Source organism: Desulfosarcina variabilis str. Montpellier (assembly GCF_048565275.1).
GTDB classification, from domain to species: domain Bacteria; phylum Desulfobacterota; class Desulfobacteria; order Desulfobacterales; family Desulfosarcinaceae; genus Desulfosarcina; species Desulfosarcina variabilis.
Genome location: NZ_CP159846.1, coordinates 231,015 through 256,705 on the forward strand (window position 1 = coordinate 231,015; position 25,691 = coordinate 256,705).

31 protein-coding genes are annotated in these 25,691 nt (G+C 51.3%); 13 read left to right on the forward strand and 18 right to left on the reverse strand.

All coding sequences use genetic code 11. The features are described 5' to 3' along the window. The first annotated feature begins 4 nt into the window (after positions 1–4). The 7 genes from Dvar_RS01030 (at position 5) to Dvar_RS01060 (ending at position 5,531) form a co-directional block, all read left to right on the forward strand. Positions 5–454, forward strand: coding sequence for a MaoC family dehydratase (locus Dvar_RS01030; RefSeq protein WP_419659871.1), 450 nt, complete (start codon positions 5–7; stop codon positions 452–454). Then, positions 451–1,074 (forward strand): 5' nucleotidase, NT5C type, encoded by a 624-nt coding sequence (locus Dvar_RS01035; RefSeq protein ID WP_419659872.1) that lies wholly within the window; start codon positions 451–453, stop codon positions 1,072–1,074. Before Dvar_RS01030 ends, Dvar_RS01035 begins: the two co-directional genes overlap by 4 nt. 58 nt (positions 1,075–1,132) lie before the next feature. Next, on the forward strand, positions 1,133–1,291 hold the full coding sequence (locus tag Dvar_RS01040; protein WP_419659873.1) for a type II toxin-antitoxin system CcdA family antitoxin: 159 nt from the start codon (positions 1,133–1,135) through the stop codon (positions 1,289–1,291). After that, positions 1,224–1,478 carry a CcdB family protein gene (locus tag Dvar_RS01045; RefSeq protein WP_419664052.1) on the forward strand — a complete coding sequence of 85 codons (255 nt, stop codon included), beginning with the start codon at positions 1,224–1,226 and terminating at the stop codon, positions 1,476–1,478. Before Dvar_RS01040 ends, Dvar_RS01045 begins: the two co-directional genes overlap by 68 nt. Before the next feature lie 165 nt (positions 1,479–1,643). Continuing rightward, on the forward strand, positions 1,644–2,741 hold the full coding sequence (locus tag Dvar_RS01050) for a Coenzyme F420 hydrogenase/dehydrogenase, beta subunit C-terminal domain (protein ID WP_419659874.1): 1,098 nt from the start codon (positions 1,644–1,646) through the stop codon (positions 2,739–2,741). 220 nt (positions 2,742–2,961) lie between these two features. Next, positions 2,962–4,914, forward strand: coding sequence for a thiamine pyrophosphate-dependent enzyme (locus Dvar_RS01055; RefSeq protein ID WP_419659875.1), 1,953 nt, complete (start codon positions 2,962–2,964; stop codon positions 4,912–4,914). After that, a complete protein-coding gene (locus tag Dvar_RS01060; protein WP_419659876.1) occupies positions 4,911–5,531 on the forward strand; it encodes an indolepyruvate oxidoreductase subunit beta in 621 nt (206 codons plus the stop codon). Before Dvar_RS01055 ends, Dvar_RS01060 begins: the two co-directional genes overlap by 4 nt. 58 nt (positions 5,532–5,589) lie before the next feature. On the opposite strand, the gene Dvar_RS01065 is transcribed toward Dvar_RS01060, so the two are convergent. From Dvar_RS01065 to Dvar_RS01105, 9 genes are all read right to left on the reverse strand, one after another. Then, positions 5,590–5,733, reverse strand: a complete 144-nt coding sequence (locus Dvar_RS01065; protein ID WP_419659877.1) for a GyrI-like domain-containing protein — start codon at positions 5,731–5,733, stop codon at positions 5,590–5,592. Next, on the reverse strand, positions 5,666–5,827 hold the full coding sequence (locus Dvar_RS01070) for a hypothetical protein (protein WP_419664253.1): 162 nt from the start codon (positions 5,825–5,827) through the stop codon (positions 5,666–5,668). Before Dvar_RS01070 ends, Dvar_RS01065 begins: the two co-directional genes overlap by 68 nt. After that, positions 5,828–6,169, reverse strand: a complete 342-nt coding sequence (locus tag Dvar_RS01075; protein WP_419659878.1) for a hypothetical protein — start codon at positions 6,167–6,169, stop codon at positions 5,828–5,830. Between the two features lie 25 nt (positions 6,170–6,194). Beyond that, complete coding sequence (locus tag Dvar_RS01080; protein WP_419664053.1) at positions 6,195–6,290, reverse strand: hypothetical protein; 96 nt, start codon at positions 6,288–6,290, stop codon at positions 6,195–6,197. Further along, positions 6,269–6,619, reverse strand: coding sequence for a zinc-binding dehydrogenase (locus tag Dvar_RS01085; protein WP_419659879.1), 351 nt, complete (start codon positions 6,617–6,619; stop codon positions 6,269–6,271). Before Dvar_RS01085 ends, Dvar_RS01080 begins: the two co-directional genes overlap by 22 nt. Positions 6,620–6,681: 62 nt before the next feature. Continuing rightward, positions 6,682–7,302 (reverse strand): class I SAM-dependent methyltransferase, encoded by a 621-nt coding sequence (locus Dvar_RS01090; protein ID WP_419659880.1) that lies wholly within the window; start codon positions 7,300–7,302, stop codon positions 6,682–6,684. A 474-nt stretch (positions 7,303–7,776) separates the two neighbouring features. Beyond that, positions 7,777–9,738, reverse strand: coding sequence for an acetoacetate--CoA ligase (locus Dvar_RS01095; protein ID WP_419659881.1), 1,962 nt, complete (start codon positions 9,736–9,738; stop codon positions 7,777–7,779). Between the two features lie 129 nt (positions 9,739–9,867). Next, positions 9,868–10,806, reverse strand: a complete 939-nt coding sequence (locus Dvar_RS01100; protein ID WP_419659882.1) for a 3-keto-5-aminohexanoate cleavage protein — start codon at positions 10,804–10,806, stop codon at positions 9,868–9,870. Further along, positions 10,803–10,940 (reverse strand): cupin domain-containing protein, encoded by a 138-nt coding sequence (locus Dvar_RS01105; protein WP_419659883.1) that lies wholly within the window; start codon positions 10,938–10,940, stop codon positions 10,803–10,805. Before Dvar_RS01105 ends, Dvar_RS01100 begins: the two co-directional genes overlap by 4 nt. Before the next feature lie 233 nt (positions 10,941–11,173). Here Dvar_RS01105 and Dvar_RS01110 point away from each other — a divergent pair, with 233 nt between their 5' ends. After that, a complete protein-coding gene (locus Dvar_RS01110) occupies positions 11,174–12,589 on the forward strand; it encodes an amidase (protein WP_419659884.1) in 1,416 nt (471 codons plus the stop codon). A gap of 79 nt (positions 12,590–12,668) precedes the next feature. Here the strand turns inward: Dvar_RS01110 and Dvar_RS01115 are convergent, their stop codons facing one another. The 4 genes from Dvar_RS01115 to Dvar_RS01130 all read right to left on the reverse strand — a co-directional run bounded on the left by Dvar_RS01115 (position 12,669) and on the right by Dvar_RS01130 (position 17,219). Further along, positions 12,669–12,884, reverse strand: coding sequence for a hypothetical protein (locus Dvar_RS01115; protein ID WP_419659885.1), 216 nt, complete (start codon positions 12,882–12,884; stop codon positions 12,669–12,671). A gap of 812 nt (positions 12,885–13,696) precedes the next feature. Then, entirely contained in the window at positions 13,697–13,924 is a 228-nt protein-coding gene (locus tag Dvar_RS01120) for a histidine kinase dimerization/phospho-acceptor domain-containing protein (RefSeq protein ID WP_419659886.1), read from the reverse strand. Between the two features lie 341 nt (positions 13,925–14,265). Then, the gene (locus Dvar_RS01125; RefSeq protein ID WP_419659887.1) at positions 14,266–15,693 is read right to left on the reverse strand and encodes a sigma-54-dependent transcriptional regulator; all 1,428 of its coding nucleotides are present in this window, start codon (positions 15,691–15,693) and stop codon (positions 14,266–14,268) included. An 11-nt stretch (positions 15,694–15,704) separates the two neighbouring features. Next, positions 15,705–17,219, reverse strand: coding sequence for a cache domain-containing protein (locus tag Dvar_RS01130; protein WP_419659888.1), 1,515 nt, complete (start codon positions 17,217–17,219; stop codon positions 15,705–15,707). Between the two features lie 353 nt (positions 17,220–17,572). On the opposite strand from Dvar_RS01130, the gene Dvar_RS01135 reads away from it, so the two are divergent. From Dvar_RS01135 to Dvar_RS01150, 4 genes are all read left to right on the forward strand, one after another. After that, complete coding sequence (locus Dvar_RS01135; protein WP_419664054.1) at positions 17,573–17,905, forward strand: YajD family HNH nuclease; 333 nt, start codon at positions 17,573–17,575, stop codon at positions 17,903–17,905. Between the two features lie 463 nt (positions 17,906–18,368). Continuing rightward, positions 18,369–18,659, forward strand: coding sequence for a rhodanese-like domain-containing protein (locus Dvar_RS01140; protein ID WP_419659889.1), 291 nt, complete (start codon positions 18,369–18,371; stop codon positions 18,657–18,659). Positions 18,660–18,698: 39 nt separating this feature from the next. Then, positions 18,699–19,130 carry a rhodanese-like domain-containing protein gene (locus tag Dvar_RS01145; protein ID WP_419659890.1) on the forward strand — a complete coding sequence of 144 codons (432 nt, stop codon included), beginning with the start codon at positions 18,699–18,701 and terminating at the stop codon, positions 19,128–19,130. 439 nt (positions 19,131–19,569) lie between these two features. Then, entirely contained in the window at positions 19,570–20,277 is a 708-nt protein-coding gene (locus Dvar_RS01150; protein WP_419659891.1) for a metal-dependent hydrolase, read from the forward strand. Here Dvar_RS01150 and Dvar_RS01155 read toward each other — a convergent pair. Then, positions 20,227–21,237 (reverse strand): TIGR00266 family protein, encoded by a 1,011-nt coding sequence (locus Dvar_RS01155; protein ID WP_419659892.1) that lies wholly within the window; start codon positions 21,235–21,237, stop codon positions 20,227–20,229. The genes Dvar_RS01150 and Dvar_RS01155 overlap by 51 nt on opposite strands. A 178-nt stretch (positions 21,238–21,415) precedes the next feature. Next, positions 21,416–22,054, reverse strand: a complete 639-nt coding sequence (locus Dvar_RS01160) for a tellurite resistance TerB family protein (RefSeq protein ID WP_419659893.1) — start codon at positions 22,052–22,054, stop codon at positions 21,416–21,418. Between the two features lie 172 nt (positions 22,055–22,226). Here Dvar_RS01160 and tsaA point away from each other — a divergent pair, with 172 nt between their 5' ends. Further along, entirely contained in the window at positions 22,227–22,964 is a 738-nt protein-coding gene (gene tsaA, locus Dvar_RS01165; protein WP_419659894.1) for a tRNA (N6-threonylcarbamoyladenosine(37)-N6)-methyltransferase TrmO, read from the forward strand. A 188-nt stretch (positions 22,965–23,152) separates the two neighbouring features. Here the strand turns inward: tsaA and Dvar_RS01170 are convergent, their stop codons facing one another. The 3 genes from Dvar_RS01170 to corA are packed head-to-tail and all read right to left on the reverse strand — an operon-like array spanning position 23,153 to position 25,648. After that, positions 23,153–24,409: a diguanylate cyclase domain-containing protein gene (locus Dvar_RS01170; protein WP_419659895.1), complete on the reverse strand. Its 1,257-nt coding sequence runs from the start codon at positions 24,407–24,409 to the stop codon at positions 23,153–23,155. Then, positions 24,384–24,578, reverse strand: a complete 195-nt coding sequence (locus tag Dvar_RS01175; RefSeq protein WP_419659896.1) for a hypothetical protein — start codon at positions 24,576–24,578, stop codon at positions 24,384–24,386. Before Dvar_RS01175 ends, Dvar_RS01170 begins: the two co-directional genes overlap by 26 nt. Before the next feature lie 5 nt (positions 24,579–24,583). Beyond that, positions 24,584–25,648, reverse strand: a complete 1,065-nt coding sequence (gene corA, locus Dvar_RS01180; RefSeq protein WP_419659897.1) for a magnesium/cobalt transporter CorA — start codon at positions 25,646–25,648, stop codon at positions 24,584–24,586. Positions 25,649–25,691: the final 43 nt, after the last annotated feature.

Consider the following 25,691-nt stretch of genomic DNA (forward strand, 5'->3'; position numbering starts at 1 on the left):
ATAAATGAGCACGCAAGTTCTTTATTTCGATGATTTCAAGCCCGGCCAAACCTATGCAACGGCGCGCCGGACGGTTACCGAAGCGGATCATGTCAATTTTACCACCAGCTTTGGATTTTTCGAGCCGCTTTTCATGGACCGTGATTTTGTAAAGACCAGCACCCCTTACGAAAAACCCATCATTCCGGGTACGTTGACCTTTTCCGTGGCCGAGGGGCTTGCCATCCTGTCCGGCCTGCTGCACTCCGGCATGGCCTTTCTCGGTGTGGACCTCGATGTTCTCAAACCGGTTTTCATCGGTGACACCCTGAGCGTGGATATTGAGGTGGTCGATACCCGCAAAACGAAAAAACCGGATCGGGGAATCGTCACCTTTCGGCATCGGGTAAAAAATCAGAACGGTGTCGAGGTGATGGTTTACACGGTCAAGCGGATGATGCGTGGAGAATCATGATGACAGAAGAAGGCAAAAAATCCGTGTATGTTGATTTTGACGATGTCTTATGTTCGACAGCTCAATCCCTGATTGACATTTTATTTCAACAATACGGGAAAAAATTAAGTTACGAGAACCTCACCTGCTTCGATCTTAGCAAGTGCATGAACATTACGAATGAGAACGTTGAAAAAATTTTGGATATTGCCCACAGCGATGAAAAAATCATTCAAAATGATCCCGTAAAAAAAGCCTCTGAAGCATTATCGATGATATCTGAAATGGGGTATGCAATAGATATCGTTACCGGTCGTCCGCTATTCACAAAACCGGCCTCAGAAAAATGGCTGTCAACCTATTGTGTACCTTATGACAACATCTATTTTGTCAATAAATACTCACGCCAGGGTGACGGTTATGAGGATGGGGATACATTGGCCCTGGAAGATATCAAGAAGATGAGATTTTCTTTTGCCGTGGAAGATTCTTTAGAGACGGCTGTTTTTATCTCGAACCATATGAATATTCCCGTTTTTCTGTTGGATCGGCCGTGGAATAAAAACGGGGATTCAGACGCGAATATTAAACGATGCCGGGGGTGGGGTGAGATCATGGAGGCGCTTTCGACCACCTCTTGACTATGCGTATTTTTTTTATATATTTTATGCGCATAAAATATGTTCATAGGAGGCTTGCATGAAAACCGTTCTCTATAATCCCAAAGCGGGAAAAAAAGCCACGAATGTAAGCATCAACAGTGATTTGTTAAAGCAGGCAAAAGCCTTATCTGCTCGATATACAGTCAGATCTTTTCGATACACTTGCCACCCGCGTGGTTGTCCCACTGGTCGATGAGAGAATTGTCGGAAAACCTATTTTTCATCTCAACCCGAGATTCCATATCGCCGATACACCGGTGATCATGTCAACGGCGGAAATTGCCGGTATTCCGACAGGCGCGGTAGGCAAAAAGATCGGTTCGTTAAAAGACCAGCGCAATGAAATCATTGCCGCGCTTGACTTCTTGATTAACGGTTTCTAAATTTTACGTTTAAATTCTGAACTGGCTGTGACATAAAGGGCGGATGCTTAAAAGGTATGAACAGATACGCCCGGTGCACCGCAGCGTTACGCATTGAAAAAATGCAACGGCAGTGGATTGTTTCGGGACAAAGGATTTGAACAAAATAAAAGTACAAGGATCGCAATGACGGAAAATAAAGCCACCCGACAGTCGCATGTTTCGTCTTCCGTTATCGATACAGGGCTGTGTACCGGCTGCGGCGCTTGTGTCGGACTGTGCCCTTACTTAAGATCCCATCGGGGCGACACGGTCATGCTGTTTGACTGTGACCGTGAGGACGGCCGCTGCCGGCAATACTGTCCCCGTACGCAAACGGATCTGGACGGCCTTAACCAGGCGCTTTTCGATGCGGCGGACATGACCCCGGAGATCGGTGCTTTCAAGGGGCTTTACATGACCCGGGCGACAGACCCGGACATCCGGTCAAAGGGCCAGCATGGCGGCACCGTAACCGCCCTGACCTGTCTGGCCCTGGAGGAAGGCCTTATCGACGGATGTGTCGTGGCCCTGGAGGAGGCGCCCATGTTGCCCAAAAGCACAGTCGCTCTGAGCCGGGTCGACGTCCTGGCTGCAGTCGGCAGCAAATTCGGCAACGCGCCGGCGGTTGCCGAATTCAATCGCGTGTCCGCCGAAGGGCAGGGGACGTTGGGGGTTGTGGCCACCCCCTGTCAGGCCCTGGCCCTGGCCAAAATGCGAAGCAACCCGGCCGATGTGGATGCTGCCCGAATCGCCCGCCTCAAGCTGATCATCGGCCTGTTCTGCGGCTGGACCCTGGACTGGCGCAAGCTTCGGGAACTGGTGCTCACAGCGGTAAAGGGTGAGACAATACGTGCCATGGACATTCCGCCCTCCAGCCATGCCTGTATGCAGGTCGAGACGGAAGGTGGCGTAATTGATATCCCCATTGATCAGGTCAATGAATGTGTTCGCGGATGTTGCCAATACTGCACGGACATGACGGCCGAATTCGCCGATATTTCGGTTGGGTCGTCGAGAAGCCCGGAAGGGTGGGACGTGGACAGGCACTGGAACCAGGTGATTGTCAGAAGCAAGACCGGCGAGCATTTGATGAATCTTGCCAAGGAAAAGGGGATTCTGGAATTCAAAGATGTGCCGCCGGAGAACCTGGCCAAGCTCAAATCCGCCGCCATGAGCAAAAAGCGGAGCGGCCAGTCGAATTTGCGCCGTCTGCTTGGAGAGGACAACGCTCTGGCTTCCTGAGCGACGGCTATTGCCGGCGTTCAGGGCCGCGGCAAAAAATAATTCATAAATAGTGTTCGTCCAGAAATAGGCAAATTTGGTCGAGATCAAGGCGCCCGACCAATCTTAGCTCGGGTTTAACCACAGGCATATGGTTGATATTCCGAGGATTAAATTTTTCGTGCAACGCCGATATCGGGTAAATTGGTCATTTCTGGATGGACACTAAATAGGTGTTTGCATGTCAATTATTACCGGTAAGAAAAACAAAGCAGAACGTCTCCTGATGATGGGTAACGAGGCCATTGCCCGGGGTGCCCTGGAGGCCGGTGTCAAGGTCGTTGCCGCCTATCCGGGAACCCCGTCTTCGGAAATTCCCAAGGCCCTGGGAGATGTAGCCGACGAGATGGGGCTGTATGTGGAGTGGTCCACCAACGAAAAAGTCTCCCTGGAAGTGGCCGCTTCAGCCGCCTATTCGGGGCTTCGCGCCCTGTGCACCATGAAGCAGGTCGGCGTGAACGTGGCCTCTGATTTTTTGCTTCACCTGGCCGAATATGGATCCCGCGCCGGTCTGGTGCTGGTGACCTGTGAGGATCCCGGCTCGTTGTCGAGTACCAACGAGGGGGATTCCCGGCCTTACAGCAAGATGATGGAGTTTCCGCTGATCGAGCCGGGCGACATCCAGGAAGCCAAGGACATGACCCGCTGGGCCTTCGAGCTTTCCGAAACCATCAGAAATGTTGTCATGCTGCGCAGCGTCACGCGCATGTCCCATGCCTCGGGCAATGTGACTGTCGGTGATTTGCCGGAGACGGACGTTACAGCCGATTTTAAGTGCACCGGCGAATTTTTCGATCAGATGACGGGCCCGGTCATGACGCTTCCGTCCACGGCACCGGCCCAGCGCCTGCGCCAGCATGAAGGGCTGGCAAAGGCCGTTGCGTGTTTCGAAGAGAGCCCCTTTAACACCTACACCGGACCGGAGCGTCCTGAACTGCTGATCATCACCAGTTCGGCCGCCACGTTTTATTGCCGGGAAGCCATCGCCATTTTGGCGCTCGAGGAGCGGGTGGGGCTTTTAAAGCTGGGCACGACCTGGCCGCTGCCACCACGCCTGATTGAAACGCACCTGGCTGCCACGGACCGCGTGCTGATTGTCGAGGAAGGCACCCCGTTTCTGGAAGACAACGTCAAGGCGCTGTTTGCCGACCTGATCGAAACGGTCGGGCCGACCCGGTTTCACGGGCGTGCGGACAAAACCATTCCGTCCGTGGACGAGCTGAATCCCGACATTCTCATGTCGGCCCTGGCAGGGCTTCTGAATCTGCCGACCGACGACAGCACGGCCGACTACCACCAGCGCATCTCAGCTGCGCTTGAGAGCGGTGTGCCGGACAGGGCCATGACCTTCTGTCCCGGATGCCCCCACCGCGCCTCTTTCTGGCTGCTGCATGAAGCACTCAAGCTCGACAACCGCCGCGGCTTTATCAGTGGCGACATTGGGTGTTACACCCTGGGTGTCGCGGACTGCGGGTTCCGGGCCGTGAAAACGGTTGCCGCCATGGGCTCGGGCGTGGGCATGGCCTCTGGATTCGGCAAGCTGCAACGCTTCGGCATGGAGCAGCCGGTCATTGCCGTTTGCGGAGATTCGACCTTTTTCCATGCCGCCATGCCGGGGCTGGTCAATGCCATCCACAACCAGGCGGATATGATCATGGTCATCCTGGACAACGCGGGTACGGCCATGACCGGTTTTCAGCCCCATCCCGGGATTCCGGTCGGAGCGGATGGCAAGCGGTTGCCGGCCCTGGACATTCCGACCATCTGCCAGGCCATGGGCGCGCGGGTGGAGATTGCCGACCCATTTCAATTTCACGCCGCCAGAAAGACAATCCAGGATTTGATGGATGATACAGGTGGGGTGCGCGTACTGGTGCTGCGGCAGGCCTGTGCGTTGAGCCCGGTCCGCAAAGGCAAGAAAGAATGGAACGTGTCGGTTGACCCGGATAAATGCCTGGGTGACGCTTGCGGCTGCAATCGGCTGTGCACCCGGATTTTCAAGTGTCCTGGCCTGATCTGGGATCCGGAACAAAAAGAGATGCGCATCGACGAATTCGTTTGTGTGGGTTGCGGTGTTTGTGCCCAGGTCTGCACCCAAAACGCGATTACGGTTGAAAAGGTGGTGAATTCATGAACACGGCAAATTTGAAACACGACCCCTACAATCTGATCATCACCGGTGTCGGCGGCCAGGGCAACGTTCTGGCCAGCCGGATGGTCGGCGATATGCTATCCCGCCTGGGATTTGACATTACCATCGGTGAAACCTTTGGGGCCTCCCAGCGGGGCGGGTCGGTCATGAGCCACCTGAGAATATCGCAAAAAGGAAGCTACTCACCCCAGATCCCCATGGGTAGGGCCCACATGATCGTGTCCCTGGAACCCGCCGAAACCTTAAGGGTGCTCCTGGCCTATGGCAACCCGGACGTCAAGGTGATCACCAATATGCGGCCGGTCCGGTCTATCAGTGTCATCAGTGGTGAGCAGACATATCCGGCGCCGGATACCATCATGGGCTGGATCCGCGATTTTTCCGACAATGCCTGGTTTCTTGACACCACGCAAACGGCGACCCGGCTGGGCAATCCCATATTCGGCAACGTCATGCTGGTTGGCGCCTTGGCCAGTACGGGCGAGCTGCCCCTTGACCGCGATACCTTTGAAGCCGTGGTCAGAAGCCGCATGCCTGAGTCCAAGGTACCGGTAAACCTGGAGGCTTTTGATGCCGGTGGTGCGATGATCGAACAGTAGCATGGAAAGCAGCCGATAGGCTATCTGGCTAAAATGATAGTGGATTGTTTAAGTGCGATTACTTCTGCTTAACAGGAACCCAAATTTCCTCTGTCGCATTTGGGTCAACAGGACTGTAACCAGCAGGCAGGATTTCAAAGTGTTCCCGGTTGTCCAGGGAATATGAGGCGTTCGGCAGCCATTGCCCGAAGATATGCTGCATGGTTCTGGCTGCCGTGCTTGCTCAGAATCATGTGTATGCCGATCAGCTTTTTGGGGGTGAGGATTTCTATGCGTGGTTCTATATTGTGTGCCATCTAATCATACTTTCCATACTGATTTTTCCATCCGTCGGCCGTTTCCATAAAACGCGCATAGCCGTTTTCTCTGATAAACCGTGTTGCTTCTTCGTATTTTTTATATTTGTAGCTTTTTTTGCCATAGAAACCTTGAATTATTTCGCATGTGGCATAACTCTCACAATCTGCACAGGTGTTCAGATTTTTTCCGATGCAACAAACTTTCATTTTGCACCTGGCTTTGGCGATATCTCTTTTGCCATCCTTATAGCCAATCTTGCAGCCCTTGCAGCGGCCATTTCTTAACTCAGGGCATGTTTTACAATATGCGCCGCAACATCCAATTTCTAAAATGGACATTTTTCTCTCTCCATGATGGGCTTGATTACGCTAAACGGATAACCACCTTTCCTTTGAAACGACCCTTTCCAAAATACCTGAAGGCGTTTGCGGTCTCCTCTAACGGATAGCATCGATCGATAACCGGTTTTTGTTTTTTGTAAAATTTTCTTGGGTGTAGTCAATGGCATGATCGGCACCAAGAAGCTGTATGATATTCAATTTGTCTGTGCTGTCCACACCAGTCACTTCAGCGCCAGATGCTTTGGCCATCTGAATGGCAAAGGTTCCCACACCACCACCCGTACCATTGATCAGCACGTGTTGTCCTGGCTCAACTTGTCCTATCCAATTGATGGATGCCGCATGCACTTTGACCAGGACTTCATTGTTTTCTGGAGAGGGCGTTTTTACTTCTTGGAATTTAAGAACATCCGGAGGTCCATATTGGTTGTTCAGGATTGCTTTCATATGAATTTACCAAATGAAATTGAGGAGGGCAAAAAGGCCGTGTAAAACACCGGTGAAGACAGTCAATTTCTTTTTTGGAAAAGATACTGGTGGATGGTTATCTGGCCCCCGTTTGAATTCGTGCTTGGCAAGGGCCTATCTTTGAGTTTTTCCCAATCGAAAAAAAGGTTTTCGAAGTGGCCGGGTTCGTGATGACGAAATATTTTACCTGAGGACTCGAAGCAGCCATAAGTATCCAATTGTCTTTGTTCATAAAGATCTTTAAAATTTGGATTATCAACCGTTTCATAATCGCTGATATAAAGATAGGCGTTAGGATTCGTATGGTTGCTGATAAATGCGGCCAGTTTCAATTGATCATCTACCGACGGGCAGGACCCAAACAGGGCAAAACAGATAACCAGGTCAAATGAGCTTCTTGTCAACTGAAGTAGCTCATTATTAGAAGATGTTTCAGAGTTCTCAAAAAATGCCTGATGGATCAATGGTACACTGATATCGTAACCAACGACCGTGGAAAAACCGTAATCAATTAATTTAGGTGTCAGGCGTCCGTAGCCACATCCAAAGTCAAGCACCGCAGATACGCTATTAAAGCTCTTCATCCAATCATAGTCGAGTGGATGGGTATATTTTCTTTGAGCGTTTTCCGTGCCCTGGTATTCAGCGTGTTGCCTAGCCATTGTTAACATTCAACTCCAATTCGCATTAGCTGAACAGCTCATCCATCGAGCGATTGAAAAAGAACCTGTATTTATCCTTGCCAAATGAACCATTAACGTTCCAGGGTTGATCCAAGCGCCTTAACAATGGAATATCGTCTTCATTGGCAGGACTCATTTTTTGCCTGCCATTTTACAGAGCCGTTCGTCAAAACCGATAGTCATTCCCATTGAACAAAACCGTTTTGTCATTGATCTCGTGTGGTTAATTTACTTGTCACTCATGGCCCATAAGGGAAACGTGGTGACACTGGAGAAAATGAGCAGAAAGACTGTAAATGATTTTTGCCTTTGTTTCAAGTGGGTAGGCGCCTCACCAGCAATTGTAATTCTGAAGGTGTTCAGCACAAATTTCATCAATCGATTGAAAAATGGTCGACCTCGGGGGGGTGATCCTGCCGGATGGCCGCAACCGTCCGGCAGGCTTTGGCGGCACTATCGTTTCAATTCCTCCAGGCCCTCGTATTGGTCGAGGCAGTCCGGGTTGGCCAGCGCATCGCGGTTGGTTACCGGCTGGCCGTGAATCACGTTGCGCACGGCCAGTTCGACTTTTTTCATATTGATGGTGTAGGGAATTTCGTCCACCTGTATGACCTTGGCCGGTACATGCCGCGGGCTGCAGGTTTCACGGATGGTGGTTTTGATTTTTTTAATCAGCGCTTCGTCCAGGGCGTCGCCTTTGGCCAATGTGACGAACAGCACCACGCGTACATCGTCCTGCCACTGCTGACCGATCACCACACTGTCGGCGACTTCGGCCACATGTTCCAGGGCGTTGTAGATATCGGCGGTACCGATACGCACCCCGCCGGGATTGAGGGTGGCGTCACTGCGGCCGTACATGATGATGCCCTTGGTTTGGCTGTTGATGCTGATAAAATCACCGTGGGTCCATATGCCGGGGTATCGGTTGAAATAGGCGTTTTGGTAGCGCTGACCGTCTTCATCGTTCCAAAAGTAGATCGGCATGCTGGGAAACGCCCGTGTGCAGACCAGTTCGGCGGTTTGATCGTATACCGGCTGGCCGTTATCATCATAAGCAAACACATTCAGGCCCAGCCCGCGTCCCTGCAGTTCTCCGGCGTGAACCGGCAGCATGGGCGTGCCCAGGGCGAAACAGCCGTTGAGGTCGGTGCCGCCGCTGATGGAGGCCAACTGCATATCGGCCTTAATTTCGCGATAGGCGTACTCGAAGCCGGACACGGCCAGGGGTGAGCCGGTGGAGCAGATCATGCGCAGTTTCTCCAGATTGCAGTCGCTACCCGGCTTATACCCGGCTTCGTCCAGGGCGGCGATATAGCGGGCGCTGGTACCGAAGATGGTCATGCCCACCGCCTCGGCCAGTTTCCACAATACCTCCGGGCCGGGATGGAACGGTGACCCATCGTAAAGTACCAGGGTAGCACCCACGCCCAGGCCGCAGACCAGCCAGTTCCACATCATCCAGCCGCAGGTGGTGAAGTAGAAGAGAACATCATCGCGTCTCAGGTCGCAATGCAGGATATGCTCTTTGAGCTGGTTGGTGAGAATTCCCACATGGCTTTGGACCATGCACTTGGGTTTGCCGGTGGTGCCAGAGCTGTACATGACATACAACGGATGCTCGGCCGGTACCTGCGCGAAGGTGATTTCGGCCGGAGCATAGGGGGCCAGAAATTCATCCCATGACACGGCATTGGGCACACCGGTCAGATCGGGTTGCTTGCGGGTGTAGCCGACGACAACGACTTTTTCGACCTTGGGCAGCTGTTTGAGAATACCACTCACCCGTTCCAGACTGTCAAACGACTTGCCATTGTAAAAGTAGCCGTCGGCCGTGATGAGCACCTTGGGTTCGATCTGGCCGAAACGGTCCAGCACGCCCTTGATCCCAAAGTCCGGAGAGGAGGAAGACCAGATGGCGCCAATACTCACGGCAGCCAGCATACCGATGATGGTCTGGGGCATATTGGGCATGAACCCGGCCACGCGGTCGCCTTTCTGAACACCGGCCGCCACAAACGCCTGGGCCATGCGGCTGACTTCATCGTACAGTTGGGCATAGGTGTATTTTTGGATGGGCTGTCCCTCACCCTTGAAGATCAGTGCCGGGTGGTCATCCAGGTGACGCAACAGGTTTTCGGCAAAGTTCAACTGGGCGCCGGGAAACCAGCGGGCGCCGGGCATTTTGGTAGGATCATCGACCACCTGATCATAGGGTTTGTTGGCGATGATGTCGGCAAACTCCCAAAACTTAGCCCAGAACTCAGGGATATTGTCGACGGACCACTGCCAAAGCTGGTGGTAATCGGACAAGGACAGACCGTATTGCTGGTTGACCTCGGTCATGAAACGCATCATGTTCGATTGCTGAACAAACGCTTCGCTGGGTTGCCAGAGCTTTTTGGGATTGTTCATGCGGTGTCTCCCCCCTTATTTACAGAGAATGGTTTCATTTTGGGATCGTTAATGATGGTAGAAAAATAAGGACAGTTTACATTTTAATCTCTGGTCAGAAATAGGTCAATTAGGATGAAGCCAGGTGGGTTAATAGGCCACCTGGTCCAGCCCTTTGAGTCCCAGGATCTGCCGAGCCTCGGCAGGCGTGGCGGTTTCAATACCCAGTTCACCGGCGATCCGTTTCAATTTGGCCACCTGCTCTCCGCTGCTTTTGGCCAGTACCCCTTTGACCAGATAGAGGTTGTCCTCAAGGCCGACCCGGGCGTGACCGCCCATGAGCAGAGCATGCGTGGTCATGGCAAACTGTGTGCGTCCGGCCGCGCAAACCGACCACTGGAAATCGCCGATTTGCTGGCGGGCGGTCTGTACCAGATAAACCAGGTTCTCCACGGTGGCGGGAATGCCGCCCAAAATACCCAATACGAACTGAAGATAAACCGGTGTTTGGATATGGCCGGTATTGATCAGATAGGCAAGATTGTTGATCATGCCCACATCGTAGATTTCAAACTCTGGCTTGGTGCCGTTTTTCTCCATCAGCTTGATGAATTCGCGCATGGTATAAAAGGTGTTGGGAAAAATGAAATCCTCGGTAGCCCCCAGGTATTGTTTTTCCCACTCGTATTTCCACTTTCCTTCATACTTGGGAAGCACGTGAAACAGGGCGAAATTCATTGATCCGGCATTCAGGGAGGCAAGTTCCGGCTGCAGGGTTGCGATCACCTTGCCGCGGTTTTCCACTGTATCCCCCAGGCTGCCGCCGGTGGTGGCGCAGATGACGATGTCGCAGCGGCGTTTTACTTCACTGACCACTTCCCTGAAAATGGCCTGATCCGCTTTGGGCTGGCCGGTTTCGGGATCACGGACATGCAGGTGCGCCACGGCACCGCCGGCCTCGTAGACACTCATGATATCGTCGATCAATTGCTCAGGCGTGATGGGCAGATGGGGCGACATGGCCGGTGTATGAATCGCGCCGGTGACGGCTGCGGTGATAATGGCCTTATGGGAGGTTGGTGGGTTCATCGATAGTTCGATTCCTTTCCATCGTAATAAAAGTGAATCGTGCCTTCCACCACCAGCAACATCTCTTCTCCTTCATGTTGAAAAATAGCGATTTTTGTTGAGCTGGCGGGAATTGTCAAAAGATAGGGTTCCATTTTCTTTTCCAGATCGGGATGGGTCAAGGTCTCATATTAAAAAAGGAGAAAATGGAAAAAAGGTTGCCTTGACTGGAGGTTTCTACATAAGAAACATATGCATCGAATGTTTCTTGTCGGGAGACTTATTGTACGGCTATAGTGTTGTCAAGTGTTTTTAGGCCTCCTATTAACTGAATGATATTCATCAATGTGAAGGATGAAATCGATTCCTTATCCAAAGGAGCCCCATCATGACCTCCATCTGTGATCATCCGGCCTGGAAACTGGCCCTTTCTATGCGTAATGGTGAATTGTCGCCAGTGGACCTGATGCGTGAAACCCTCGAGCGCATCGACCGGCGCAATCCAAGCCTGAATGCTTTCGTGGCCTTGCAACCGGAAACCGCACTTGCCGAGGCGCGCATGATGGCCGACCGGATCGAAAGGGGAGAGGATGTGGGGCCCCTGGCCGGGCTTCCCATTGGTGTCAAGGATCTTGAAGACGTGGCCGGCATGGTTACCAGCTACGGCTCGATTCCATTCAAAGACAACGTGGCCAAAAGGGATTCCATTCAGGTGGCCCGGCTCAAGGCGGCCGGTGCCATTGTGGTGGGCAAGACCAACACACCGGAATTCGGTTTTACCGGTTTCACAAAGAACAGGCTGCATGGCGTCACCCGCAATCCATGGAACCTGGAACGAACGCCGGGTGGCTCCAGCGGCGGCTCTGCTGCCGCCATCGCCGGTGGTCTGGTGACCCTGTGTACGGGTTCCGATGCTGGTGGTTCCATTCGAATTCCAGCATCCTACTCGGGGTGTTTTGGCTTTAAACCCTCCTTTGGCAGAATACCGATGGGACCGTCGCCATTTATCAGTTACAGTGCAATGATTGTTGCCGGCCCACTGACCCGTACGGTACGCGATGCAGCCATGTATATGGATTGCGCCATCGGCAGTCATCCGCAAGATCCTTATTCGCTGCCCACACCGCAGCAACCCTTTCTGGCCGGTCTGGATCATTTGCCGGACCGATTGAAAATTGCTTTCAGTCCGGATCTGGGCTATGCCCGGGTACAAAAAGAGGTGGCGCTGCGCGTCGAGAAGGCGGTGCATGCTTTTGAAGCCATGGGCCATTCGGTGGACGTGTACAGTGGCAGCCTGCCGGATATGGGAGACGTGTGGACACAGCTGATCTGCACGGATATTTTTGCCCAGGTGGGCGATTTGCTCGAGCGTTGCCGGGATCAGCTGGGCCGCACACTGGCCCGTACGGTGGAGAAGACCCGCAAACTGACGGTGGCGGAACTCACAACCATTCAAAAGGATCGGGCAGGGCTCAATCAGATCCTGAATACGTTGTTCGAAACGCACGATCTATTGCTGACGCCCACCATGCCCACCGCAGCCTTTGCCGCCGGTGGACCGCCACCGGCAGAAATCGACGGGCACCCCATTCCGCTCTTGGGGGCGGTGGCGTTTACCTACCCGTTCAATCTGTCCGGCAGTCCAGCGGCCTCGGTGCCGGCCGGGTTGACCACCGATGGATTGCCGGTCGGGCTGCAAATCATCGGGCCCCGCCTTTGTGATCAACGGGTCCTGCAGGCTGCCAGAGCCTATGAGAAAACCAGGCCCTGGAACGATCGTTGGCCTGATATGGCCGAATCATGACCATGCGTCTCATATGGCACTTGGGATGAATTGTCTCCAACTTGCGCTTTCTGGAGAACCGCGTTTTTTTTCTGCGCCCTTAAAACGAAAGGCTGCTCGCACTCGATAGCGTGAGATCAAAAGGGGCCATGACTTGGTAGCGCCCTTCATCTGCCGCATCAACAGCAGAGCAACCGGTGTATTCGCGATGTAGGATTTGAAAGGTCTGCACACGGTTGATCAATTCGCAGGTTTCAAGGCAGCGGTTTTTATCTTGGTGCCGCTTGGGACAATTCCGACAGGGAGATAGTGTCATATGACCTCCTTTCCGGATGCTGCAATATGACAGAATGTGTTTTCCTTGACGTACTGGGCCGGTATCAAGGGATGGTAATTATACACAGCAACTTCAATGCCATATTAAGACCTTAGAAAGTAAGGGGATTTTGAGTTGGAGGGCATCGGCAGTGGAAATTTTCCTGACAGGTTGTAAAGGCCGGTGCTGTTGAACATTCACAACGACTACCGCAGGATTCGCAGCGCATGAAAAAGATCCCGGTATTAGCGATCTTATGACGATATTTGCCATTGTGCTGGTCGTTTTGTCAGCGGCCATGCATGCCGGACGGAATTATCTCACTAAAAAGGCGGGTGATAAACAGGCCTTTGTCTGGTGGTACGAAATTGTCCAAAAGAAAAGATCGCTCCGGCTGGGCCATAGCCAAAGCGATCTTTGGTGCACCCGTCTTTCAAAAGCCTTCCACCGGTTTTGAAATTCGAAAGGGCCAGTTTCGAGCTCCAAAAGATGGTGGGGGGGCAAATGAATACCGACGGGTTGGCCCTGGTAAGCGCAATCTTTTCTATGAAAAACCCGTTAAGGGATGCTCGCTTTGCTAAGCCCCCTTAAGCGGCAGGATCATCATGCATAGAATGACGCCGGTCACCAACAGGATTTTTGCACAGGAGGTGGGCGGTTTCCTGGATCCCGATTCGGGCCACGAGAGTCTATTTTCAGTCCACCGGCACCACTTGCTTTAAGTTCAGGCGGTGCCAATGGTCGGTTTGATCCTTTCATTGTTGTTTGATGGTTCGATTGTATTTTAAAAAAAGCGCACCCAATGTTTTTTTCTACAGAGACTCCGGAACTTCCAGGGACGGCCTCAGATCAACCAGAAGACGCATCAGCCGTTCTGTTTCCTCGTGGATGATGTTCAGGAAGCGCATTCGATCATTATCATCCAACCCCGGGTTTTCCACCAGAAGCTCTGACAGCGATCGGACCGAGGATAAGGAGTTGATAAAATCGTGACTGATAGATTGATTATCGAAGAGAAATGGTACCATTTCTGAGACCATATAATATCTCCCCCGTTTTACTTTCATATGTTGTTAATGAATTCAATTCATTAAATAGTTTATAAGAAATGAAGCGACTTCAGATATTATTCCGTAATTATCAATACCCATGCCAATTGTTTGGAAAATTCATAATATTCTGTTTTTTCTTGAGTTTTTATTAAATCCAAGCGGTTGATGAGGATATGGATGAATACAACCTAAGTTGTGATTTTCAATCGCGAATTTGCCGGTATCTTTGCATACGCCTTGATTTTGAGCGTGGATTACCAAGAAATCACCGGAATACAATCTTCTTTGTATATACAACAAAAGTTGTATGGATTTTCCAAATGAAGGGGTTAACTGCTGTTTTTTATGTTTTTCAACCGTTTGCTCAATGCCTGTTGGGAAATACCCAGTATCCTGGCCGCCTTGGATTGGTTTCCGTCGCTTCGGCGCAACGCCTCGTCAATCAACAGGTTGGTCGCTTCCTTGATGGTTGGCAGGCGATAGGAAAAGGTGATCGGCGGATCGCCGTGCGTTTCCCCCCCGGGCGGCAGCGACAGGTCTGTTTGGGAGTGTTCCCCGTGAATATGGATATTAAAGGAATCCAGCGATAGTACGCCGGTGCGGTAGCGACTGACGGCGTCAAACACCATGGCTTCCAGTTCCCGGATGTTGCCTGGATAGGAATACGCGGAAAGCAGCGGCACCAGTTCCCGCGGTACCACCGGCGTTGGTTTGTCAAGCCGTGAGGCTGCCAAGGTCAAAAAATGATCGAGCAGAAGCGGAATATCATCCAGCCGTTCCCGAAGTGGTGGAATATAGATGCGGTGGGTTCGCAGACGGTAGTTCAAATCCTTGCGAAATCGTCCCTCATTTAAAAGCTCGGAAAGATTTTGGTTGGTGGCGGCGATGATACGGGTGTTGGCCGTACGGGGGGCGTCGGATCCCAGCGCAAAATATTCTCCCTCCTGTAAAAGACGCAACAGTTTGACCTGGGACGCCTGGGTCAGATCGCCAATTTCATCCAGAAACAATGTACCGTCATTGGCCTGTTCGATAAGCCCGCCGCGTGGGGTGTCGGCTCCGGTGAAGGCCCCTTTCACGTGGCCAAAAAGGGTATCGGAGAACACCGTGTCATCCAGGCCGGCGGCATTGACGGCCACAAATTTTCCTTTCAGGCCGCTCAGCTCATGGATGGTGCGGGCAATCAGCTCCTTGCCCACACCGGTTTCTCCGCGAATCAGCACCGGCTGGGATGTCGTGGCAATGGACTCCACGTAATGAAAAATAGTCAGCATTTTTTTATTGTCGGTGACAATGTTTTTGAATACATCCGGGTGCTCCAGATCCGAATGAAGCATATGTCGGCGAAGCGATTGATTTTCACGTTTGAGTTCTTGAAAAGACAGGGCCCGGTTGACGGCCGTAATCAGGCGATCCGTTTCCACCGGCTTGACAATATAATCAAACGCGCCGGCCTTGATACAGCGCACGGCGGTTTCCACATCAACGGCGCCGGTAACGATAATTACCGGAATATCAGGATACTCCTTTCGGATTTCGTCCAGCAGTCGGTGACCGTCGATATGCGGCATATTTAAATCCAGCAGCATAGCCTCGATCGGTTGATCGGCCATCAGATCCATCACTTGGCGGCTGTCCTCACAGGTGATGGTATTGTTGATTCCTGCAAGCTGCAGGGCTGTATCAATCGCCAGCAAGATGGACGCTTCATCATCTACAATCATGATCGGATTCGGCGGGTGCGGGGAAATAGTCATGCGATGATTTTTTAACCTCCTTGCGTTGGGGCTTTTTCTCCGTATGGAAAGGTGACGCGTACCGTCGTACCCTCACCCGGTTGAGACTCAAAACGCATCTGACCACCATGGTCGCGAACGATACGATCGGAGATCGACAGCCCCAGGCCGGTTCCGCCACTTTCGCGGCGTGTGGTGAAAAATGGATCCATAATTTGTTTCAGCGCGGCCTCATCGATCCCTACGCCTTGATCTTTGACGATCAGTTCAATGCGTTTTACTTGGGGATTGAAAGCCGTTGTAACGATGATCGACCGATTGATGTCCGGCAGGGCCTGGCAGGCATTGACGACCAGATTGATCACGACCTGTTCGATGCGCTGGGCATTGCCGGTAAAGCTGGGCAGTGCCGGATCGCAGTCCAGAATGAAATGCTTGGTTGATTTGTTAACCAGGTTGCTGGTCAGGCTGACGGCCTTGTCAACCACATCGTTTAAATCCACCCGGTCCTCATGCTCTGAAGGGTTGTCGCGGGCGAAGTCCTTTAAATCCGTGACGATGTCTCGGACCCGCCGTGCATCGTCGGTGATCCCCGTTAGCATCTGAGGAATCCGGTCACGAATGCGGCTGAAGACTGTGGCGCCCACGGCGAAATCGCCATGCTGTTCATAATGGTCGTCAAGGATCGGCAGGATCGCCTCCCACATGCGGGCCAGGCTGGGCGCATGCAGCATGACCGACGTAATCGGATTGTTGATTTCATGGGCCACACCGGAAATCAGGGTGCCCAGAGAGACCATCTTGGCGGCCTGAAAGAGCTGTTCCTGTTTAATCAGGGCCTGCGCTTGGGCCAGTTTTTTTTCTCTGGTGACCTTCATGCCATGCCAGACGATATGGACGGACAAAACGATGAATATCAGCAGGATCAAAAGGCAAATCATGGTCGTGGTGCGGGTGATGGCGGATATCTGGGCATGGACGTCCTCCACATAAATACCCGTGCCGATGATCCATCCCCAGTGGGCAAAGCCCATTACATAAGAAATTTTGGGAACAATGCGGGTTGGATCATCCATCCATTGCCATTGGTAGTCCACATAACCGGCGCCTTGGGTGCGTACAATGTCGACAAACTCGACGAACAGGCGTTTGCCGGCCGGGTCGGTAAACGTGGAAATGTCCTTTCCTTCCAAATCCGTACGATAGGGGTGCATGATCATGCGGGGCCGCATGTCATTGATCCAGAAATAATCCTTGAAATCCTCGCCGTAACGCAAGCTGCGAATCGTATCAAGGGCCAGGCGCTGGGCTTCGTCCCGGGTCAATACCCCTTCTCGTTCCTGATTGGCGTAGCCGTTCAGGCTGCTCCAGGCTGACGCCACCAGTTCTCGGATCACTTCACGTTTGCCTTCCATCAGGCGGGCGTGCATTTCAGGTAAGATCAACAAAAAAATAGTCAGAATAAAGAGCAAAACGGTGAGTACCACCGGCAGGAAAATACGGATGGGAATCCGCCCCAGCACATTGTTAATCTGCTCCGTTACCATAGTCGTCAGAGAAGGATCGTCGTCGTTGAAGAGAAATGATTATATGAACGCCTGTTTAGTGGATCGACTTGTACCTTACCCTAGTGTGGATGAAAATCAATCGTAAATTGAACACAAAGGAGGGTGATTCTTGTTCTCCCTGTTCACGAATGCTATGATATGCTTCATTAAAATGCGAAAGGATCAATGTTTTTACCTACCCGAAGGATGCCTTTGATGCGTCTGCCTCCGTCTAAAAACGAAAAAAAACAGGATAAGGGTGCAGGCAAAATGCCGATAAGGAGAAAGCAATGTCAGCCAAGAAAAAAGAAAAAAGCCAATTGTCCCAGGTTGTTGCCGATGCCCGTCGTCACATGCGGGAGCGGGAAAATACCTACCGCGAGAAAGCCCTTAAAATGTTTCCGCATGTCTGCGGACGGTGCGGTCGCGAATTCAGCGGCAAGCAGTTACGGGAATTGACTGTTCACCACCGGGATCACAATCACGACAACAATCCGCCTGACGGCAGCAACTGGGAACTGCTTTGCATCTATTGCCATGACAATGAGCATGGCCGCCTGGAGGTTGCCGAAGCGTACGATAATAGCAGTACTGTGTCCAGGGATGACACGGATTCGGACTTTTCCCATAAACCCTTTGCGGATCTGGCAGCCCTGCTGAAGACCAAAGAAAATAAAAAAAAATAATGGCTTGGATTCACGGTCACGATATTGGCCGGAGGGAGTATCTGCCGCTCCCTTTCCGCCATTTTATTCGACCGGATCCGCTGTTTTCAAGCGGCACCTTGTTTCCATCGATCAAGGCTGGAACCTATTGCTTTCACAATGTATATGGCTTGACACGAATTTTTTTTGTTGTTAGGCTATAAATATCTTTTTGACATGTGCGTTTAGACCTTAAATCTGCTTTGAATCTGGACCCAAGCCATCTATTCCGCTGAACCGCCAACGTTTTTTTCTGTCCCTTCACCTCCTTCAGGCTCAATTGTGTGGGTTAATTCCTAACCCTTTTTTTCGAAATCAGGTGATTTGTCGATGACGGTGCCGATCAACATGTGCACCATGGCTCCTGATATATTTTCATCAAGTGTAAAATCGCTTTGATTCAGATGGTAATCTTTATCATCATCAAGCAAAGTGGGAGAGTCTTATGAAAAGCCAATCAAAGTATTTGGGTTTACTTTTTATCGTTGTGTTCTTGATTGTTTGCTTACCATTTGTCAGTCAGGGCGAGATACGGGATCTGTCTGCCCAGGAACTCAAAGTCATGTTGGATTCAAACCAGCCGCTGTTTCTGCTTAACCCGCTCAGCGACATTGAATTCAACGAGGGACACATCCCCGGCTCGGTGAATGTCCCGCTTCACACCATGATACAGTCAAAAAAGATGCCAAAGGACCTGGGAACGCCCATCGTCACCTACTGTCTTAGTGAAAAGTGAGTGTACTTCCGTGAGGCTGCCAGTATGGCGGTGAATTGCATGTATAAAAATATCAGTACCTTTTCGGGTGGTATGAAGGCTTGGAAATCAGCCGGGTACGAAATCGAGAAAACAGACCCGCTGCCCATGTGTCAAATCGAGATGATCGACGCCGCGACATTCAAAAAAGACCTGCGGTATTTTTGTGTTGTTGATATTCGTATTCCCCAACATTACACCATGGGCCTTTTTTCCAGGCATCTGAGCAATGAAATGGCAACGCTTTCATCGACATATCGTAAACGGTACATCCACAAAATTCCCCTGGCTTACCTCAGCAAACGGTATAAGCGAATTCCAGGTGATAAAAAAGTGATTGTCGTGGATTACAAGGGCAAGCAAGCCCCCTTGGCGGTGCGGTACTTGAAAAATGTTGGATATAATGAGGTCTGCATGCTCAAGGGCGGATTGATGAGTTTTGAGAATGATTAAGATGATCGATTGCGATTACGCGCACGAGCACGAAAAACGCCAATACCCGTCGTGCTCGTGCTTAAGCTATGCGGTGCTCGTAATCGGAAAGGTCGACATGGCATAATTACAATTGCTGCAAAATGGCATATGCATTTGATACCCCATACATGGGCGACCGGCCGGTCGCCCATATTGTTTCCGAGCGAATCAATTCCAAACCAGTAGAGGAAATGGGAACTATTTTTCATATCCTTGCTGTTATTCCGGCCGGTTAAATTAATTATAAATATTTGATAATTTAATAAAAATTATCAAATTGAATTTTGTGCATGAATTTTGCTTTATGGGGCGGTTTGGTGCGGAAACCGGGTTTAGATAGTGTCCATCCAGAAATAGGAAAATTGGGCATTCGTGGATGGGCACTAATTAGATAAAATTCGAAAGGGAGATCGGTAATATGCCCTTACCAATCGGTCACGCTGCGATCGGAATCGCAACACACAATATTTTTTTGGATGGCAACCGTCAGCCAATCAATTGGCAAGTAGGGTTGCTGATCGTCGTCCTCTCAAATTTGCCGGACATCGATGTGATTTTTGGTCTTATCCTTCAAAACAATGGCAGCGCTTTCCATCGGGGACCGACGCACAGCATTCTATTTTCTTTGGTGGGTGGGTATGCGGTTTACAAGGTATCGTTATGGCTCAAAAAAACGCAGCTTTTAAGTTGGAAAACCTGTGTTGCCATTGTTTTCTCACACAACCTTGCCGATTATTTTTTTACGACGGCACCGGTATCTTTTTTCTGGCCGTTTGAAGTGTATTGGTCAACGGACAGCACCCAATGGCAGCAGGTTTTTCACACTGTTTTTTTCGAGGCGGCTAAAGATGGTGCAATCGTGTTTGGCTGCGCGGTGATAATCATAGCGAATATGATTGTGCGGCGAATTGCGAAAAGAGGGGGATTAAGGAAAACGATGACACGCTATCCTTTTTCGTTTGGTCGTTCCCTCGAATCCGTGTTGCCAGCGAAGCGGTTGTCGTTGGCGGCTTTTTTATCGATAACGACAACCGCTTCGCTGACAACGACAACGATTGGTTGTTTCAAACAGGCACTAAAAATTATTATCCCCGTCCAGCAGGCCTCCCAGAGATCCCAAGATTGATCCTTCACCGCGGCTGCCGCCGCGCTGGGGGGCGGCCTGGAGCATTCGTCCAGCCAGCCGTGAGAAGGGCAGGGACTGCAGCCAAACCTTGCCCGGACCATGCAGGGTGGCAAAAAAGAGTCCTTCGCCACCGAACAGGGCCGTTTTGATATTGCCTGCCTGGCGAATATCGAAATTGACGGTTTGCTCCAGGCCCACAATACACCCGGTGTCCACATCCAGAACTTCTCCGGGCTTGAGCTGGCGCTCAATCACCGTACCACCGGCGTGAACAAAGACCATTCCATCCCCCTCGAGTTTCTGCATGATGAACCCCTCTCCACCAAACAGGCCCGTCAGAATCTTTTTCTGAAAATGGATGCCGACGGAAACCCCTTTGGCAGCACACAAAAAACTGTCCTTCTGACAAATCAGGCAGCCGTCAACACTGGGCAGGGGCACAGGAATGATATTACCCGGGTAGGGGGCGCCAAATGCCACGTGGGCCTTGCCCTGACCGGTGTGGGTGAACACGGTCATGAAAAGGCTTTCGCCGGTAAGCAGCCGTTTGCCGGCGCCCAGAAGTTTGTCCATGAAGCCACCCTCCCCGGACTGCGCCGACCCGTCGCCGAAAACGGTTTGCATGTCGATTGAAGCATCTTTGTACATCATGGCCCCGGCTTCGGCAACGGCGCTTTCTCCGGGATCCAGTTCCACTTCCACAAACTGCATCTCGGCACCAAAAACCTTGTAGTCGATTTCATCGGCCCGCGTTTGCGCTGAAGCGGCCGCTGGTGGTGGGGTGGGCACGGCTACGCCAGGCGCTGGATTGAGCTCGGCGATACTGGTGATGGGCTGCCACTCGGCCAATCCGTCCCGCCATGCAAAACCGTTGGGATTATTCTGGGCCTGGGCAACGGCCTGGGATAGATCCATGGGGCCCAATTGATTGCCGTCATAACTCAGATACCATTGGCTCATTTGTGTTCTCTCCTTTAATAGATAGTGTCCATCCGGAAATGGCCAATTTGTCCGATATCGGCGTTACGCGAAAAATTTAATCCTCGGAATATCAACCATATGCCTGTGGTTAAATTTTTCGGGCGCCTTGATCTCGACCAAATTTGCCTATTTCCGGACGGACAATAGATAATCAATTTTATTGATTTTCCAGACTGTTGTGAATGCGTTCAAGCGTTGCCGAATCCAGGTCCAATCGATCGGCCAATGCAGCCAAATAGCGACGCTCCTGATCGGTATCCACATCAATGGCCATGAGGGACACCGTATACACCTGCTCGGCCAGCTCTGGTGTGGTGACACCGGCCGCGATTGCTTCCATTTCGACCGGCGCCAGCAGCTCTTTTGCAATGAAGGCATGCTCTTCCGGAGTAAGTTCAACCGATTGCAGGCGCTCCAAAATATTATTACGTTCCGTTTGATCGATGACGCCGTCGGCATTGGCTGCAGCGATCATGGCCCGAATCAGCAGCACGGATTCCGAGGATTCGCTCGGTTGGGATGCCGCGGGAGGCGGTGGAGGCATTAGCCCTGGTCCACTTGATTTTGGGGGTGGTGGCGGTGGCGGTGCTGACCGATCACCGGGCAAGGGCGGTGGTGTTGCTGTTGAGGACGATTTGTTCATATAGTGCTCAACCGCTTCCATTGCCACACCCAGTGCGCCTAGTGCGACACCACCGGATAGCAAGCTTCCAAGCCCACCACGACTCCCCCGGGTGCTGCTGCGAATTAGTCCACCGAGAATTTTTTCAGGATTGAACATCGGTTGGTCTCCCATTTATTATTGTATCCATCGGGCTGCCTGACTAATAACCTATTGATTTTTGGAGAAGAGGATACCCCTTGTCAAGGATAAATGCGAGTATGCGGCACCTTCTGTTCAAGGGGGCGGGGCTGTGTTACAACCCCTTGTATAAAATCCAGTCGCGCAGCATTACAGGAGCTTATTCATGGATTCAACCTATATTTTAAAGCCTATCGGCATCATTCACTCTTGTTTCAAGGAAAAATTCGGCATTCCCAGGCAGTCGGGGCTGGTCGCGGCGGCCCAGGCAACGCTGGAAATTTTGCCGCCTTTTGACCAGGATGAGGCCTTCAAGGGGCTTGAGGCCTTTTCCCATGTGTGGCTGATTTTTGTTTTTCACGGCATTCCCAACGGTAAATGGCAGCCCACGGTTCGTCCTCCCCGGCTGGGAGGCAATCGGCGAACAGGCGTCTTTGCCACCCGCTCCGGGTTCAGGCCCAATCCCATTGGCATGTCCGCCGTGGGTCTTACAAAGATCTGCCGGGTGGAGGGCAAACTGATATTATACCTGTCCGGTATTGACCTGCTCGATCAAACCCCCGTGCTTGATATCAAACCCTACCTGCCTTATGCGGATATGATCCCCCGGGCGTGCGGCGGATTTGCTACCGATCCGCCTCATCCATCCTTAACGGTTGAGTTTACCGATCAAAGCCGGCAGACATGCATGGAACTGGAGAAAACCTATCCCGGATTGAGTGAATTGATCGAACAGGTGCTGCAAGCCGATCCGCGTCCCGCCTACATGCGCAGTGGATCGAGAAGAACCGAATTTGGCATGCGGCTTTATGATTTCAATATCAGGTGGTCGGTGCGTCAACAGACCATTGTGGTCCAGACAATCGAGGCCGAATCTAAGAGCCTGTTTGATAAATCCGTCTAAAGCCCGCTAACGGCGTTGGAAAGTGTCTCAAAATGCTCACATATTACATATATGCTCCGCTTTTGAGCCACTTTCCGCCTTGTTATCGGGCCTGATCCAGAATTCTCAAACAGGCTCTAAAGACCCAAATGGTACTGACAGAGAGCCATCCATCATCAAAAAATGACCATCCATGCCATGCATGGTCCTCACGTCTGTGCGGCAACGCAGTTGTTTTTACCCGTGATTTTAGCTTGGTACATGGCCTCATCCGCGGCTTTGACCAGTGCGTCGACATCGGTTGCATGGTCCGGAAAAACAGCCGCCCCGATGCTGGCCCCGATTTTAACCTCTCCAGCATCAATTTCAATGGGAAGGCTTAACGCCGTCAGCAGATTTTTACCGGCCTGAAGGGCTCCGTCAATGGAATCGATTTCGGCAAGGATGCAGACAAATTCATCTCCGCCGATGCGGGCGACCATATCTGATTTTCGCAAATGTTGCTGCAAGGTCTCGCCAATGGCCACAAGCAAGGCATCGCCGGCATCGTGACCTTTCGTGTCGTTGACCGCTTTGAATCCGTCGATATCAATATACAGCAATCCTAATTTACGGTCATGGCGACTATTCCGCGCGACGTCCATGTTAAGCCTTTCGACAAATGCGCGGCGATTGGGCAGCCCGGTCAAGGCATCAACCATCGCCAGGTTGGCGAGTTGAGCGTCTTGCGCCCTGCGACGTGTCGTTTCCAGGGCCATCACCCAGGACCCGGGGGCGATGATGATCAGAAGACTGATCGAAAAAAATAAATATTTTTTAACCAGTGCATTTTTAAAAGAATCAAGACGATCTGGCGAGACACGATGGATCAGTATCCAGTAGTAGGTGGAATATTGATCGGGCAGGTTGGGGGCTGTTTCGTTTGCCAAAGATTCATCAACCGGCGGAAAACGTCCTTCCAACAAAGGAAAAATACGGCTGAACACGAACAGCCCGTTTTGAGTATTGACCTGGCCTTTTGGGTGGTGGGAGATAAACGGCCACGCCTCTGGATAGTGAAGGGAAAATCGATGGTCACGTCGATCATCAATCAAAAATCCCCATGCTTGGTGCGACTTGGGACTGAGCAGCCAATACGCCGCCGAATTAAGCAACATCACCTCACTCAAGTTGTTGTCGCAATGATCCTGTATCTCCGATAGCAGCTTTTCAGCTAGATAATTGATGACGATAATGCCGCGTTTTTGATTGTTTTCGTCAAACACGGGGGTGGCCGCTCGAATCATGGGCTTTAATGGTTGCTCGATGGCGCCATTTTCCACATTCAAGTCAAGGGGAGAGACATAAATAGCACCGCGATCAAGCGCAATTGATTCTTTAAAATAGTATCGGCCGGCTTTGTTCTGAAGGCTCGCGGTGTCGACGGTCCTGATCTGACCGTTATTGTATATGATGTTGTATAGCAATGGCCTGCGTCAATTTTCCATTGCGCTCGATCTGGTTGGATGTGATTTCAGACTGGTACAACAAAACCATGATGGTAATCAGCGCACAGCCGATCAGTGAAAAAAGGGCAAAGAACAGAGGGATGGTTTTTCGAAGGATTATATCATGGGGCACGAGATGTATTTTCATGATCCTCAGATCCATTTTTTTCGCCGAAAAAAAACGATCATCATGGCCACGATGCCGATAATCAGCAACCATACAGCCGGGTATCCCCAGCGCCAGGTCAACTCCGGCATGTGGTTGAAGTTCATACCGTAGATGCCGGCGATAAAGGAAAGCGGTATGAAGATGGTGGCAATGATGGTCAATACCTTCATCACCTCGTTCATACGATTACTGATGATGGAAAGATAAAGATCCTGCATTCCAGACAGCATATCCCGTAATGATTCAATGGTATCGATTACCTGGATCGTGTGGTCGTAAACATCGCGAAGGAATGGCCCGGTGGCTTCACCGATCAATGGAGCGCCGTCCTTTTGGAGATAGGTGATAATTTCCCGTATCGGCCAAACCTGCTTGCGCAAATAAATCAGCTCGCGTCGGATGGTATGAATTTTTTCGAGGATATCGGCATCGAGATCACTATCAATGGCTTCTTCCACAGCTTCCAGTCGCTGGCCCACGTTTTCCAGAATGACAAAGTAGTTGTCCACAATGGCATCGATCAGGGCGTAGGCCAGATAATCGCAACCCGCGCTTCGGATTCGCCCTTTCCCTTTGCGAATCCGTTCCCGCACCGGATTGAAAACATCACCCTCATCTTCCTGAAAGGAGATGAGAACCGTTTTGCCTAGTACCAGGCTGAGTTGTTCGGAAACAATACTGTCCTTTTCTTTGTCGTGTTCGAGCATTTTGATGACGATAAACAGATAATCGTCAAACGACTCCACCTTGGGGCGCTGTGTTGTGTTGAGGATATCCTCTAATGTCAACGGATGAATGTGATAGTGCCTGCCGATATCCTCGATCAGGGCGATGTCCTGAATACCGACCACGTTGATCCAAGTCGTGGCATCGGGAGTTAAAAGGGACGTGGCCTCACCAATATCGGTCAATGGTTGCTCGATGTGTGTCTCGGCATCAAAATGCAGCATTGAAAGGCTGGATTGCTCGGTTTTTATTTCCCCCACGTGAATCAGTGTGCCGGGAGAACTGCCCACCTTTTTCAAAGATTTACTGATAAATCGTGGCATTGGTAATCCTTAAAAGCGATTATTTCGAAATGGGTAACAAATG